Below are 13,762 nucleotides of genomic sequence, written 5' to 3'. Positions count from 1 at the left end.
TAACCACAGGATGCTGTTTGGCGAAGACTGGTAGTTACCAGCCCGCGCAACAGCCTCTCCCTGTGGTTATGGGTCCCGGATCGGCGCGCGCTTGAGGCGCGCTTGTCCGGGACGACAGCGGTTTGCTTGGTTCGCACTCACCTTGCCACCGACAGCTTGTCCGTGATCGCCTTGCGCAGGATGCGCGAGAGCGATTCCACCGAATACGGCTTCTGTATCAGCTCGAATCCGCGATGGGCGTTTTCGGCGAGCACGTTGCTGTAGCCGGAGGTGAGCACGACGGGCAGGCCCGGATAGCGCTCGCGGATGATTCCGGCGAGCTCGACGCCGTTCATGCCGGGCATGATCACGTCGGAGAAGACGAGGTCGACGGCGAATTCGTTCTCGCCGAGGATCGCGAGCGCCGCGTTGGCGTTGGCGACACGGCGGACGACATAACCGAGGTCTTCCAGAAGCTCGGTCGAGAACTGGCCGACATCATCATTGTCCTCGACCACCAGCACGCGGTAGCCGCGTCCGGTGGTCGCAGCCTCGCTGGTCAGTGCCGCCGCGTCCTTCTCGGTGGCGGGGCTTTGAGCCTGCGGCAGGTAGATGGTGAAGGTCGCGCCTTCGCCCTGCGTGCTCGTCACCGCGATGTCGCCCTCGGACTGCTTTGCGAAGCCGAACGCCTGGCTGAGGCCGAGGCCGGTGCCCTTGCCGACCTCCTTGGTGGTGAAGAAAGGTTCGAAAATGGACTCGAGATGTTCCGGCGCGATGCCGCTGCCGGTATCCCTGACCGAGATCGCGACATAGTCGCCGCGACGTGCCGACTGCGCGCGCAGGCTCGGAATCTTCTGGACCTTGCAGACCGCGATGGTGAGGCGGCCTTCGTCCTCCATGGCGTCGCGGGCGTTGATGGCGAGGTTGATCAACGCGGTCTCGAACTGTGCGACGTCGGCGATTGTGAAGCAATCCGCGTCCTGAATCTCGACGACGATCTCGATGCGGCCGCCGACCAGCGGCCGCACCAGCTGCGCCACGCCTTCGACCTGGCTGCCGACGTTGAAGATCTGCGGCTTCAGCGGCTGCCGGCGCGCGAACGCCAGGAGCTGGGCGGTCAGCTTCGAGGCGCGCTCGACGGTGTCGGAGATGGCGTCGACATAGCGGCGGCGGCGCTCTTCCGGCAGCTCGCGTCGGCGCAGGAAGTCGGTCGCCGAGCGGATGATGGTGAGGAGGTTGTTGAAGTCGTGCGCGACGCCGCCGGTGAGCTGGCCGATCGCTTCCATCTTCTGCGACTGCCGCAACGCCTCCTCGCCGAGGCGCCGCTCGGTGATGTCGACGGCCTCGGGCACCGCGCCGGTGATGTTGCCATGGCGGTCGAGCACGGGGCGCATGCCGAATTCGAAATCGCGCTCGCCGATCGGCAGGCGCAGCCGCATCTCCAGCCGCACCGCTTCGCCCTTCAGAACGGTCTGGAAGGCTTCGCGCGCGACATCGCTCATGCCAGGGGTTGCGGTGAACCACGGCGTATCCCAGAACGGCTTGCCGATGACATCCCGCGCCTCGGCGCGGATGCCGTCGAGTGCGTTCTTGTTGGCGTAGAGCAGCTCGCCCTTGAGATTGACCAGGCCCTGATACTGGTTGCTGGTCTCCAGGATCGCGCGCAGCCGGGCCTCGTTGGATTCGAGCTCGGCAGTGCGCTCGGCGATGCGTTCCTCCAGCGTCTCGTTGAGCCGCCGGAGCTCGATCTCGGCCTGCTTGGCGACGGTGATGTCGTGGGCGACGCCGATGAAGCCGATATGCTTGCCGGTCGGGTCCCAGCGCGGCTGCGATTCCGAGCGCAGCCAGCGCCATTCGCCGCTGGCGTTCCTGTAGCGCGCTTCCAGCACGAAGGGTTTCAGCGAGGCTTCGCCTTGCACCGATTGCTGCAGCACATGCGGAAGGTCGTCCGGATGCAGCACCTTGCGCCAGTCGAAATCGATGGCCTGGTCATAGGGCAGGCCGACGAAGTCGACATAGGCCTGGTTGGCGAAGGAGCGCTTGCGGTCGAGCTTGGTGACCCAGATCGGCACCGGCGCGCTGTCGGCGATCAGCCGGAAGCGCTCCTCGCTCTCGCGCAGCGTCTCGCGTGCGAGCATCTGGTCGGTGATGTCGATGTGGGCGCCGACGAGGCGGATGGCGCGGCCGTCCTTGTCGCGCTCGAACTTGGCGACGACCCGGATCCAGCGGGTCTCGCCGTCGCTCGGACGGATGATGCGGTATTCGGCGGTGTAGTCCTCGCTGGTCCCGGAAAGCGCCTCGAAGAAATGTTTCACCGCCGCGTCGCGGTCATCAGGATGGATACGGTTGACCCAGTCCTCATGCGACTCGTCGATGGCCTCCGGCGGCAGGCCATGGATCATCAGATATTCCGGCGAGCGGCGGTTCTTGAAGCCCTCGCGGAAGTCGACCTCGAGGCCGCCGACCTTGCCGATGCGCTGGATGCGCGCGAGCTCGGCCTCGCGCTCCTGGAGCGCGCGATAGGCATTGTCGCGCTCGCGCGCGACATCTTCGAGGTGCTGGCGCAACCTTTCGGCGGCGATTGTCTCGGGCAAAGGATCGTTCAAGGCGTCGGCCGTTGTGATGCTTGTGCGCACGTGCCGGACTGATATTCACACAGACGGAGCACGAAGGCCATTGCCTAGAGGAAATTCACTGTCTGGAAGGACCCGCGGCCAGCCAGAACGCAGGAAAATGCGGTCAACCAACGTCCGCTCTGGCAATTTGTTCCTGATATTGGAACGATGCGGCTGCGGACGCGTCTTCGCGAGGCGCCACAACTCTCATTCATAAAACTCCCTTTTCGAAGAGGCTAAATCTTGAAGCTCTTTGTCTGCCAGTCCTGTGGCAACGTCCTCTATTTCGAGAACCGCGCCTGCGAGCGTTGCGGTCACCGCGTCGCCTTCCTCCCGGAGAAGGAGACGATGTCGGCGATCGAGCCCGACGGCGAGGCTCAAAGCGGGGCCTGGACGACGCTGGCCGACAAGGGCAGGGGACGCATGCTGTGCCGCAATGCCGACTACGACGCCTGCAACTGGCTGACGGACACGGGTGATACCAACGGCTATTGCCGCGCTTGCCGCCACAACGGCATGGTGCCGGATCTGTCGGACCCCGCGCAGCTCGCCGGCTGGCGGGAGCTGGAGGTGGCAAAACACCGGCTGTTCTACTCCCTGATCCGCTGGAAGCTGCCGCTCCAGAATCGTCAGAAGAATCCCGAGCACGGCCTGATCTTCAACTTCCTGGCTGACGATCTAAACAGCGGCACGAGGATCATGACCGGCCATGACAACGGCCTGATCACGATCGCGCTCACCGAAGCCGACGACATCGAGCGCGAGCGGCGCCGGCTGGAGATGGGCGAGCCTTACCGGACGCTGCTCGGACATTTCCGCCACGAGGTCGGTCATTATTTCTGGGGCGTGCTGGTGCGCGGCGGCGGCAAGCTCGACGAATGCCGCGCGGTCTTCGGCGACGATACGGCCGATTACGGCCAGGCCTTGCAGCGCCATTACGCCGAAGGCGCCCCGGCTGACTGGCAGCAGAATTACGTCTCGGCCTACGCCACGACGCATCCCTGGGAGGACTTCGCCGAGACCTGGGCGCACTATCTCCACATCGTCGACACCCTGGAGATGGCCTCCGAGTTCGGCATGGAGGTACGCCCCAAGGTGGATCGCGACGGGGAGTTGACCGCGCGCATCCGTTTCAACCCCTACGAGGCCAGGAACGTCCAGGCGCTTATCGACGCATGGCTGCCCTTCACCTTCGCCATGAACAGCGTCAACCGGGCCATGGGTCTGCGCGACCTCTATCCCTTCATCCTGTCGCCGGCGGTGGTCGGCAAACTGGGCTTCATTCACGGCCTGGTCCGGGACGTGGCCAAGGCGGGGAAGGCGTAGGCCGTCCCAAGGGCTCCGCTCGCCTGTTTCGGTCTTGCGCTGGTACGCCAGAAAGCCCGGATTTAGACCGTTGCCTCCGGCCCATTTTGCTGTACCACGGGAGCCACACGGCCCGTCCCATAGGCCCCAACGGCCGGGGAAGGGTCCCGCCCAAGGTCGAGACTCAAGAAAAGCATGTTCAAACGCATTCTGATCGCCAATCGCGGCGAAATCGCCTGCCGGGTCATCAAGACTGCCCGCAAGATGGGAATTCAAACGGTTGCGGTCTATTCCGAGGCCGACCGCGATGCCCTCCATGTCGAGATGGCCGATGAGGCGGTGCTGATCGGCCCGCCGGCCGCGGCCGAGAGCTATCTGGTGATCGAGAAGATCGTCGAGGCCTGCCGCAAGACCGGCGCCGAGGCCGTGCATCCCGGCTACGGCTTCCTGTCCGAGCGCGAGGCGTTTCCGCGCGCGCTGGAGGCGGCCGGCCTCGTCTTCATCGGCCCGAACCCGGGCGCGATCGCCGCGATGGGCGACAAGATCGAGTCCAAGAAGGCCGCCGCGAAAGCAAAAGTCTCGACCGTGCCCGGCTATCTCGGCGTCATCGAGGACGACAAGCACGCGGTGCGGATCGCCGACGAGATCGGCTATCCCGTCATGATCAAGGCCTCCGCCGGCGGCGGCGGCAAGGGCATGCGCATCGCGCATTCGAAGGCCGAGGTCGCCGAAGGCTTCAACCTCGCCAAGGCCGAGGCCAAGGCCTCGTTCGGCGACGACCGCGTCTTCGTCGAGAAGTTCATCGTCGATCCCCGCCACATCGAGATCCAGGTGCTGGGCGACAAGCACGGCAACGTGATCTATCTCGGCGAGCGCGAATGCTCGATCCAGCGCCGCAACCAGAAGGTCATCGAGGAGGCGCCGTCGCCGCTGCTCGATGAAGCCACCCGCCGCAAGATGGGCGAGCAGGCGGTCGCGCTCGCCAAGGCCGTGAACTATGATTCCGCAGGCACCGTCGAATTCGTCGCAGGCCAGGACAAGAGCTTCTACTTCCTGGAGATGAACACGCGTCTCCAGGTCGAGCATCCCGTCACCGAGCTCGTCACCGGCATCGACCTCGTCGAGCAGATGATCCGCGTTGCCGCCGGCGAGAAGCTCACGATCGCGCAGAAGGACGTCACGCTGACCGGCTGGGCCGTGGAATCGCGTCTCTATGCGGAAGATCCGTTCCGCAACTTCCTGCCCTCGATCGGGCGGCTCGTGAAGTATCGCCCGCCGGCGGAAGCCAGCAAGGACGGCATCACCGTGCGCAACGACACCGGCGTGCAGGAGGGCGGCGAGATCTCGATCCATTACGATCCGATGATCGCCAAGCTCGTCACCCATGCGCCGTCGCGCGCGGCCGCGATCGAGGCCCAGTCTACTGCGCTGGATTCGTTCTATGTCGATGGTATCAGGCACAACATCCCGTTCCTGTCGGCGCTGATGCATCATCCGCGCTGGCGCGAGGGAAGGCTCTCGACCGGCTTCATCGCCGAGGAATTCCCCAAGGGTTTTGCGGTGCGCGTGCCCGAAGGCGAGGTCGCCCGGCGGATCGCCGCCGTCGGTGCCGCCATCGATCACGTGCTCGGTGAGCGCAAGCGCCAGATCTCGGGCCAGTTGGGCGGGCGTGTCGTGCAGCGGGAACGCCGCCGCGCCGTCTGGCTCGACCGCCAGGAAATCCAGCTCGAGGTCGGACGTGAGGGTGACGCCATCGCGATCCGCTTCGTCGATGCCGAAGGCAAGGTCGGCAATGCGCATCTGCTGCAGTCGCCATGGAAGCCGGGCGATCCGGTCTGGCAGGGCACCATCGACGGGCACTTCGTCGCGGTGCAGGCGCGGCCGATTGCCAACGGCATCCGCCTTGCGCATCAGGGCGTCGAGGTGCCGGTCTATGTCTGGACCGAGACGGAAGCGACGTCTGCCCGGCTGATGCCGGTGACGGCGGCCTCCGACACCGGCAAGAAGCTGCTCTGTCCAATGCCGGGCCTCGTGGTCTCGATCGCGGTGAGCGAGGGGCAGGAGGTCAAGGCCGGCGAGACGCTCGCCGTCGTCGAAGCCATGAAGATGCAGAACGTGCTGCGCGCCGAGCAGGACGGCACCGTGAAGAAGATCCACGCCAGCGCCGGCGCGACGCTCGCGGTGGACGCGCTGATTTTGGAGTTTGCGTAAGACCGGTCTCGGCTATCGCCTCGATGTCTCCTGGACAAGTGAGCGGAGCGAACGCCGATCCAGGACCCATTATCCCCGGGAGCAGTTGTTGATGGAGATCGTAGCCATCACCTTCTGCGACAATGTACAGTTGGGGTAATGGGTCCTGGCTTTCGCCAGGACGACGATAGAGTTCGCACCGACCGAGACAGCACCATGGCCTTTCGTTCCCGCCGCGAGAACCTGCGTTCCATCCTGTCGGGCGGGACTTGCGTCCATCCCGGCTCGGTCTATGACGCGATCTCGATCCGGATCGCCGAGGATCTCGGCTTTCCCCTCGGCATGTTCGGCGGCTCGGTGGCTTCGCTCGCCGTGCTCGGCGATCCCGACATCACCCTGATCACGCTCACCGAGCTTTGCGAGCAGATGCGGCGGATGTCGCGTGCTTCCACTCTGCCCGTGCTGGTCGATGCCGATCACGGCTACGGCAATGCCCTCAACGTGCGCCGCACGGTGCAGGAGCTGGAGACAGCCGGTGCCGCCGGCCTCACCATCGAGGACACGCTGCTGCCGGCCGCCTTCGGTGAAGCAAAGACGCAGCTGATCTCGCTGGAGGAGGGCGTCGGCAAGATGAAAGCCGCGCTCAGCGGTCGCAGCGATCCGTCGCTGGTCATCATGGGCCGAACCGGTGCTGCCTCGATTACCTCGATCGAGGACGCGGTCCGCCGTGCCAAGGCCTATGAGGCCACCGGCGTCGATGCGCTGTTCTTCACCGGCATCAAGTCGCGTGCCGAGCTCGAGGCGATTGCCGTTGCCACGCGCCTGCCGATCGTGCTCGGCGGCGCGCCGGAAGATTTGAGCGCGCTCGACTATCTTGCCTCCCAGCGCGTGCGCATCGCGCTGCAGGGCCATGCGCCGATCGCCGCGGCGACGCAGGCCGTCCACGACACACTGAAGGCGCTGCGCGAAGGCACGTCGCCGAAGGCACTCCAGGGCCTGGCCTCTGCCGAGCTGACCAATCGGGTCATGCGTGAGGCCGAGACGAAGGCGCGCAGCGCCGAATTTCTCGGATTGAAAAAATGAGCCGGGCGATCCTCCAGGTCATGATCCGCGGCCGCGTCCAGGGCGTCGGCTATCGCGCCTGGGTCGAATACCAGGCCACCACGAGTGGTCTCGAAGGCTGGGTCCGCAACCGCCGCGACGGCAGCGTGGAAGCGCTGTTCGCAGGCGCGCCGAACCACGTCGCCGACATGGTCGCATTGTGCCGCCACGGCCCGCCGTCCTCGCGCGTCGACAGCGTCACCAGCGAGACCGCAAGCGTGGATGAGCTGAATCTGCGCAGGGCAGGGGAAGCGTTCTCGGTGTTGCCGACGGTTTAGATCGGTCTTTCCATGCAGGCGGTGCGCTCCCTCGCCCCGTTCTTACGGGGCCGCGACGAGCTTCGCTCGCGCTGAGAGGTTAAGAGTCACCTCGGCAGCTTGGCGATCGCTTCGCTCAGCTCGTGGATCTCATACGGCTTGCGCAGGATCGGGAAGTCGCCGCGCACGCCGGCGGCGACCTCACTGTAGCCGGTGGCGAGCAGGACCGGCAGGCCGGGGCGGAGCTGGCGCAGACGATGGGCGAGGGTAAGGCCGTCCATCTTGCCGGGCATCACGATGTCCGAGAATACGAAGTCGACGCCGTTGGTCTCGATCTCGCGCAAGGCCGCTTCGGCGTCGGCGACCCGGTGCACGTGGTAGCCGAGCTGCTCCAGAAGGCCGATGCTGACGAGCGCGACTTCGGGATTGTCCTCGACCAGCAGCACCGTTCCGCTGCCGCGGAACGGTATCGCCTCCGCGGTGTCCCGTGCCGGGGCATCCGTGCCGCGCGGCAGCAGAATGGTGAAGATCGTGCCCTTGCCGAGCTCGCTTGCGAGCTTCACCGTGCCGCCGGCCTGATGGGCGAAGCCGTGCACCTGGGAGAGGCCGAGACCGGTGCCCTTGCCGATCGGCTTGGTGGTGAAGAACGGCTCGAAGATCTTGTCGACGACGTCGGCGGGAATGCCGAGCCCGGTGTCGGCGACATCGATCGCCACGAACTCGCCGGCGAGGGCGATCTCGTCCAGCACCACGTTGTGGGCGCTGATCGTCACCGTGCCGCCGTCGGGCATCGCATCGCGGGCGTTGATGACGAGATTGAGCAGCGCGGTCTCGAACTCCGAGACGTCGGTCCTGACCGGCCAGACCTCGGGGTCGATGTCGAAGGTGAGGCGCACGGAGCTGCCGACGCCGGCGTCGAGCACCTCGCGGATCGCCGCGATGCGTTCGGCGAGATCGATCGCCTGCGGGTTGACGCTCTGTCGCCGCGCGAAGGTGAGGAGCTGGTTGGTCAGCGCGGCGCCGCGCCTGGTCGCAGTCTCGATCGCGGAGATCGCGCGCTGAAGCCTGGCGTCGTCGATGGTCCCCTTCTTCAAGATATGGAGGCTGCCGCTGATGATCATCAGGAGGTTGTTGAAGTCGTGGGCGACGCCGCCGGTGAGCTGGCCGAGCGCATCGAACTTCTGGGATTCGGCGAGCTGCGTCTGCATCGCCTCGAGCTTGAGCTGGGCATTGCGGCGTTCGGTGATGTCGCGCGTGATCTTGGCGAAGCCGACCAGCGTGCCGTCCTCGTAGATCGGATCGATCACCACGCTCGCCCAGAAGAACGTCCCGTCCTTGCGAACGCGCCAGCCTTCCTCTTCGTAGCGGCCCTTTTCTCGCGCGATGCCGAGCGCTCGCGCGGGTTTGCCGTTGGCGCGGTCGGCCTCGGTGTAGAAGCGGGAGAAATGCTGGCCGAGGATTTCCTCGGGCGCGTAGCCCTTGATGCGCTCGCCGCCGATGTTCCAGCTGGTGATGGTGCCGCTGGGATCGAGCATGTAGAGGGCGTAGTCCGCAACTCCTTCAACCAGCAGCCGGAAACTGCGCTCGCTTTCGAACAAGTCCCTCTGCTGACTGAACCTTTTTACCATTCCTAGACCCCACCTCGACGGGAGCAAACGCTCAGGCCGGCGCGTTGGTTCCGGCTCTCTGGGAACTTTTTAGGCAAATGCCGCAGACGGTATGCAGGAGGGGCGCCCGGCAAACGCCGTTGACACGCAGTCGCGCCTGTCAGATATTTCTGTTATGACAGAAATAACCGGAAAGAAGAAACTCCCCGCCGCCGTCGAGCGCTTCATCCTGCATTGGGGCGACATGGGAGACGGGTGGGGCGTCAATCGCTCGGTCAGCCAGATCCACGGGCTGCTCTATCTCTCCGAGGCGCCGATGACGGCCGAGGACATCGCCGACACGCTCGGCATGGCGCGCTCCAACGTCTCCAATTCGCTCAAGGAGCTGCTCGCCTGGAACCTGATCCGGCGGGTGCCGATCCTCGGCGATCGTCGCGATCATTTCGAGGCCGAGACCGACATCTGGGAGGTCGCGGCCCGGATCGCGGCGCGGCGCAAGGAGCGGGAGCTCGATCCGGCCATCGCGGCGCTCAGGGCCTGCGTGTCCGATGCCGCCGAGGATCCCGCCATCAATCCGGTCGCGAGCAAACGGCTGAAGGAGATGCTCGCCTTCACCGAGCTCGCCGACCACTGGTTCATGCAGATGCTGAAAGTGCCGCGGCCGCGGCTGGTCGCCCTGATGCGGCTTGGCGAGAAGATCGCCAACCTGCTGCCGCTGGGCAAGGTCAAATAGTTCTTAAGGAGGGTGCGATGACGTCGGCTCGATTATCAGGCTTAGGCGCATCTCCCTCCGCTCACACCAGACTGCTCGACGATCGCCGCTTCCGTGCGCTGTTGCCGGACGAGGATTGGGGCCGCCTGCCGCTCGCGACCTGGCGGCGCTTTTCCAAACGCGTCGCCGACGGCGACAGTGTTGTCTATGTCGGAGTGGTCGACGAGGTCGCCTTCAGCGACATCGGCTGGTGGTTCGCGCAGGCCGCGCGCCTGATCGGCGGGCCGCTGCCGACCGGCCGCGACACCGGCGTGCCCATGATCGTGACGGTCACCGAGGACGGTGCGACCGGCGGCCAGACCTGGACGCGCATCTGCGCGCGCAAGCGCGGCTTTCCGCAGGTGATCCATTCGGCAAAACGCTTCGCCGGCCCGACCGGGCTCGAGGAATATGTCGGCTTCGGCGTGTCGATGGCGCTGCGCATTGCGGTTGAAGGCCAGGCGCTGACCTTCCGTAGCGCCGGTTACGGCCTGCAGCTCGGACGGCTCTGGATTCCGCTGCCGCAATGGCTCACGCCGGGCGACCTCACGGTGACGCACAGCGATCTCGGCGAGGGCGCCTTCCGCTTCACCCTCGATGTCACCCATCCGCGTTACGGCGCGCTGATCCACCAGTCCGCATTGTTCAGGGAGGACGTATCATGACGCCGCTGTTGTGGACCCTCATCGCCATCCAGATCGTGATGGGCGTGTTCGACACCTTCTATCACCACGAATTCACCGAGCGGCTCGCCTGGCGTCCGTCGCAGCGGTTCGAGCTGAAGCTGCACGGCATCCGCAACATGCTCTATGCGCTGCTGTTCCTGCTGCTTGGCTGGCTCGAGGTTTATGGCGTGCTGGCGCTCTTGATCGTCGCCGTGCTCGTCGCCGAGATCGTCATCACGCTGATGGATTTCGTCGAGGAGGATCTGAGCCGGAAACTGCCGCCGAGCGAGCGGATCAATCATACGCTGCTGGCGATCAACTACGGTGCCATCCTGGTGCTGCTGCTGCCGGTGCTGATCGATTGGGCGATGCAGCCGGTTGGCGTGACGGTCGTGAATCAGGGCCTGCTCAGCATCGCCGCGACCGCTTGCGCGGTTGGGGCTGCGCTCTGCGGTGTCAGGGATTTTGCGGCGATGCGCCGGCTCGGCCGCATGCGAAGCGTGCCGGCGGAAGGACTTGTCGACAAGCGTCCCGGCCGCAAGACCGTGCTGATATCAGGCGCCACCGGCTTCATCGGCTGCCGCCTTGCGGCAAGCCTCAGCGGGGCAGGGCATCACGTCATCGCGCTGATCCGCAACCCCGCCAAGGCCGAGATGCTGCCGCCGCCGGTCACGCTGATCACCAGCCTCGATCAGCTTCCCTCTGACACGCCAATCGACGCCATCGTCAATCTCGCCGGCGAGCCGATCGGCAACGGCCTGTGGACCGAGGCGAAGCGCGCAAAGATCATCGGCTCGCGCATCGACATGACCGGCGAGGTCGTGAAGCTGATCGCGCGGCTCGAGCGCAAGCCCGAGGTGCTGGTCAGCGGCTCCGCGATCGGATGGTACGGACTGTGGGCCGACCAGGTGCTGACGGAATCGGCCAAATCCCATGCCTGCTTCAGCCATGAGCTGTGCGCGGCCTGGGAGAGCGCGGCGCGGCCGGCGGAGGAGCTCGGCGTGCGCGTCATCTATTTGCGCATCGGCCTCGTGCTCGGCGCCGAAGGCGGCTTCATCACGCGGATGCTGACGCCGTTCGAGTTCGGCCTCGGCGGCCCGCTCGGCACCGGGCGGCAGTGGATGTCCTGGATCGAGCGCGACGATCTGATCCGGCTGATCGCCTATGTGATCACCACGCCGGATCTTTCGGGGCCCGTCAACGCCACCGCGCCGATCCCCGTCACCAACGCGAAGTTCACCGAGGAGCTCGGCCGCCGCCTGCACCGGCCCGCTGTATTCCGCATTCCCGGCGGCCTGTTGCGCCGGATCGGCGGCGGCTTCGCCGACGAGCTTCTGCTGGGTGGCCAGCGCGTGCTGCCGAACAAGGCGCTGAGCTGCGGCTTTGTGTTCCGGCACGAGACGCTGCGCAGCGCGTTCGAGGCGATCTTGTGAGGTGATGTCATGTTGTCCTACGAGACCTGCGTCCGAACGACACGAGGATGGTTGGGCGGATGTCTGACGGCTACGGCTGTTATCGAGCTGTTTCTCCTGTTCATCTTGGCACTGCCGCGCGCTGACAGTTTCACCGTGCCATCCGTGGCCGATTTCGGCGTGGCGATCCTGATTGGTGTGCCGGCCGTGCTGGTGTTCGTTTGCGTGCTTAGCGGCATTCCGTCAGCGGTTGCAATATGGCTCAGCGAAAGGTTCTGCATCCGGTCATTGCCCTTCTTCGTAATTGCTGGTGGGTTGGCCGGAGTCGTGAGCCAGACCGTGCTCTTCGGAAAGGTCGACGGATTGATCTGGCTCTTTGTCGTGGCCGGGTGCTTTGCCGGACTGGCCTATTGGCATATCGCGGGGCGATATGCGGGCGAGAGGCGCCTGCGGTCTCCTCACTAGTTTGCCGCCACACTCCGAAACGTCGCCGCCACCGCACGCAGCGCAGCGAGCTTGGCGGGATCGCTGACTTTCGAATGCAGCATCACCTTCGAGCTGCCGAGTTTCGGCAGCTTGTGCGCGGGCCCGATGTCGACCAGCCCGGGAGGCGCGATCCGCCGCGCCAGCGGTGCGATCGCAAGTCCGGCCAGCGCGGCGGCGACCACCGCTGTGACGCCACCTCCGACGAAGCGCTCGCGCCAGGCGAGGCCGGCCTTGTCGAGCGCGCGCACGGCGACGGCGCGGACACCGCAGGGCGGGGCGAGTGTCGCGAGCGGCAGCGGTTCACCCTTTGGCAGGGTGAAGCGTCGCGATGCGAACCAGCCGAACTCGTCCTCGGCCAGCTTCTCGCCGCCGCGGCGGCTGCCTTCCTGGCGGACGATCACCGCATCCAGCTCGCCCCCGTCATAGGCATCCTGCATCTCGCGTGAGAAGCCGATGGTGACGGCGAGGGTGAGGCTTGAGGACATCGCGTGCAGGCGTTCGAGCAGCGGCACCAGTTCGGGCCCCGCAGCGTGATCGGAGATGCCGAGTGAGAGCGATTCTGCGGCCGGTGCCTCGCCCGTCAGCGCGTGGTCATGCGCCGCGATCAGCGCACGGGCGCGATCGAGGAACGCCGCGCCGTCGGCGGTGGGCCGGACCGCACGCGGCGAGCGCTCGACGAGGCGTTTGCCCAGCAATGTCTCGAGCCGCTGCAGCTTCAGGCTGACGGCGGCCTGTGTCGTGCCAAGCGCCTCGGCAGCACGCGTAAAGCTCTGGAGTTCGGCGACCAGAAGGAACGCCTGGACGGTGGCGATGTCGAGCGTGGTTGTCATTAAGGATCATTATCACTGGTATCAACAGAGATAAGATACCAAAATGACGGCCGGAGGTCTAGCTTCTCACCAGCGCCGCAGGAAACCCGCGGCGATTGAGGAGAACAACCATGCCCCTGATCACCGTGTCCTACAGCTCTTCCCGCCAGTCGCCGTCGCTGAAGGCCGACATCGCGAACGCGGTGTCCGAACTCACCGCAAAAATCCTGCACAAGGATCCGGAGGTCACCGCGATCATCGTGAAGTCCGTCGAGGCCGGCGACTGGTTCGCCGGCGGCAAGTCGCTCGCCGAGCAGAAGCTTGCCAGCTACTGGATCGACATCCACGTCACCGAGGGTACCAACACCAAGGACGAGAAGGCGGCCTATCTCGCCGCCATGTTCAAGCGCATGGCCGAGATTCTTGGCCAGCTGCATCCCGAGACCTACCTGCATGTCGACGAGGTCAAGGGCGACGCCTACGGTTTTGGCGGCCTCACCCAGGAGCGGCGCTACATCGCCGGCAAGCTCGAGGTTGCGCTGAAGGCGGCGTGACCATTGCAGGCCGCGGGTGAACGATCCCACC

At 65.6% G+C, this 13,762-nt stretch carries 12 protein-coding genes; 9 read left to right on the top strand and 3 right to left on the bottom strand.

Annotated features, from left to right (window positions below; genetic code table 11):
- Positions 1-137: 137 nt before the first annotated feature.
- Positions 138-2,615 carry a PAS domain-containing hybrid sensor histidine kinase/response regulator gene (locus JQ635_RS33010; protein ID WP_211413951.1) on the bottom strand — a complete coding sequence of 826 codons (2,478 nt, stop codon included), beginning with the start codon at positions 2,613-2,615 and terminating at the stop codon, positions 138-140.
- A 222-nt stretch (positions 2,616-2,837) separates the two neighbouring features.
- On the opposite strand from JQ635_RS33010, the gene JQ635_RS33005 reads away from it, so the two are divergent.
- From JQ635_RS33005 to JQ635_RS32990, 4 genes are all read left to right on the top strand, one after another.
- Positions 2,838-3,920 carry a zinc-binding metallopeptidase family protein gene (locus JQ635_RS33005; protein WP_211413950.1) on the top strand — a complete coding sequence of 361 codons (1,083 nt, stop codon included), beginning with the start codon at positions 2,838-2,840 and terminating at the stop codon, positions 3,918-3,920.
- Positions 3,921-4,094: 174 nt separating this feature from the next.
- Positions 4,095-6,110: an acetyl-CoA carboxylase biotin carboxylase subunit gene (locus JQ635_RS33000; protein WP_211413949.1), complete on the top strand. Its 2,016-nt coding sequence runs from the start codon at positions 4,095-4,097 to the stop codon at positions 6,108-6,110.
- A 195-nt stretch (positions 6,111-6,305) separates the two neighbouring features.
- Complete coding sequence (locus JQ635_RS32995) at positions 6,306-7,172, top strand: isocitrate lyase/PEP mutase family protein (protein WP_211413948.1); 867 nt, start codon at positions 6,306-6,308, stop codon at positions 7,170-7,172.
- Positions 7,169-7,468 carry an acylphosphatase gene (locus JQ635_RS32990; protein WP_211402379.1) on the top strand — a complete coding sequence of 100 codons (300 nt, stop codon included), beginning with the start codon at positions 7,169-7,171 and terminating at the stop codon, positions 7,466-7,468. Before JQ635_RS32995 ends, JQ635_RS32990 begins: the two co-directional genes overlap by 4 nt.
- Before the next feature lie 86 nt (positions 7,469-7,554).
- Here the strand turns inward: JQ635_RS32990 and JQ635_RS32985 are convergent, their stop codons facing one another.
- Positions 7,555-9,075, bottom strand: coding sequence for a PAS domain-containing sensor histidine kinase (locus tag JQ635_RS32985; protein WP_211413947.1), 1,521 nt, complete (start codon positions 9,073-9,075; stop codon positions 7,555-7,557).
- Positions 9,076-9,229: 154 nt separating this feature from the next.
- On the opposite strand from JQ635_RS32985, the gene JQ635_RS32980 reads away from it, so the two are divergent.
- From JQ635_RS32980 to JQ635_RS32965, 4 genes are read left to right on the top strand one after another with little or no spacing between them, the layout of a single operon-like run.
- Positions 9,230-9,787: a GbsR/MarR family transcriptional regulator gene (locus tag JQ635_RS32980; protein WP_211413946.1), complete on the top strand. Its 558-nt coding sequence runs from the start codon at positions 9,230-9,232 to the stop codon at positions 9,785-9,787.
- Between the two features lie 17 nt (positions 9,788-9,804).
- The gene (locus JQ635_RS32975) at positions 9,805-10,470 is read left to right on the top strand and encodes a DUF4166 domain-containing protein (protein ID WP_211413945.1); all 666 of its coding nucleotides are present in this window, start codon (positions 9,805-9,807) and stop codon (positions 10,468-10,470) included.
- Positions 10,467-11,903 carry a TIGR01777 family oxidoreductase gene (locus tag JQ635_RS32970; RefSeq protein WP_211413944.1) on the top strand — a complete coding sequence of 479 codons (1,437 nt, stop codon included), beginning with the start codon at positions 10,467-10,469 and terminating at the stop codon, positions 11,901-11,903. Before JQ635_RS32975 ends, JQ635_RS32970 begins: the two co-directional genes overlap by 4 nt.
- A 9-nt stretch (positions 11,904-11,912) precedes the next feature.
- Positions 11,913-12,347: a hypothetical protein gene (locus tag JQ635_RS32965; protein WP_211413943.1), complete on the top strand. Its 435-nt coding sequence runs from the start codon at positions 11,913-11,915 to the stop codon at positions 12,345-12,347.
- Here the strand turns inward: JQ635_RS32965 and JQ635_RS32960 are convergent.
- A complete protein-coding gene (locus JQ635_RS32960; RefSeq protein ID WP_211413942.1) occupies positions 12,344-13,198 on the bottom strand; it encodes a LysR family transcriptional regulator in 855 nt (284 codons plus the stop codon). The two genes, JQ635_RS32965 and JQ635_RS32960, sit on opposite strands and share 4 nt — an antisense overlap.
- Positions 13,199-13,308: 110 nt before the next feature.
- Between JQ635_RS32960 and JQ635_RS32955 the strand changes: the two genes are divergently transcribed.
- The gene (locus JQ635_RS32955; RefSeq protein ID WP_211413941.1) at positions 13,309-13,731 is read left to right on the top strand and encodes a tautomerase family protein; all 423 of its coding nucleotides are present in this window, start codon (positions 13,309-13,311) and stop codon (positions 13,729-13,731) included.
- Positions 13,732-13,762 lie beyond the last annotated feature (31 nt).

It is taken from the genome of Bradyrhizobium iriomotense (genome assembly GCF_018130765.1).
Taxonomy (GTDB): Bacteria; Pseudomonadota; Alphaproteobacteria; order Rhizobiales; family Xanthobacteraceae; genus Bradyrhizobium; species Bradyrhizobium iriomotense_A.
The sequence above is the reverse complement of the archived record's forward strand: the minus strand, read 5'-3'. Positions and strand labels throughout refer to the sequence as shown.

Coding starts and splice junctions, on each gene's coding strand:
- JQ635_RS33000 (WP_211413949.1), top strand. CDS start 4,095: ATGTTCAAACGCATTCTGATCGCCAATCGCGGCGAAATCGCCTGCCGG.
- JQ635_RS32975 (WP_211413945.1), top strand. CDS start 9,805: ATGACGTCGGCTCGATTATCAGGCTTAGGCGCATCTCCCTCCGCTCAC.
- JQ635_RS32960 (WP_211413942.1), bottom strand. CDS start 13,198: ATGACAACCACGCTCGACATCGCCACCGTCCAGGCGTTCCTTCTGGTC.
- JQ635_RS32980 (WP_211413946.1), top strand. CDS start 9,230: ATGACAGAAATAACCGGAAAGAAGAAACTCCCCGCCGCCGTCGAGCGC.
- JQ635_RS32955 (WP_211413941.1), top strand. CDS start 13,309: ATGCCCCTGATCACCGTGTCCTACAGCTCTTCCCGCCAGTCGCCGTCG.
- JQ635_RS32995 (WP_211413948.1), top strand. CDS start 6,306: ATGGCCTTTCGTTCCCGCCGCGAGAACCTGCGTTCCATCCTGTCGGGC.
- JQ635_RS32970 (WP_211413944.1), top strand. CDS start 10,467: ATGACGCCGCTGTTGTGGACCCTCATCGCCATCCAGATCGTGATGGGC.
- JQ635_RS32985 (WP_211413947.1), bottom strand. CDS start 9,075: ATGGTAAAAAGGTTCAGTCAGCAGAGGGACTTGTTCGAAAGCGAGCGC.
- JQ635_RS32990 (WP_211402379.1), top strand. CDS start 7,169: ATGAGCCGGGCGATCCTCCAGGTCATGATCCGCGGCCGCGTCCAGGGC.
- JQ635_RS32965 (WP_211413943.1), top strand. CDS start 11,913: ATGTTGTCCTACGAGACCTGCGTCCGAACGACACGAGGATGGTTGGGC.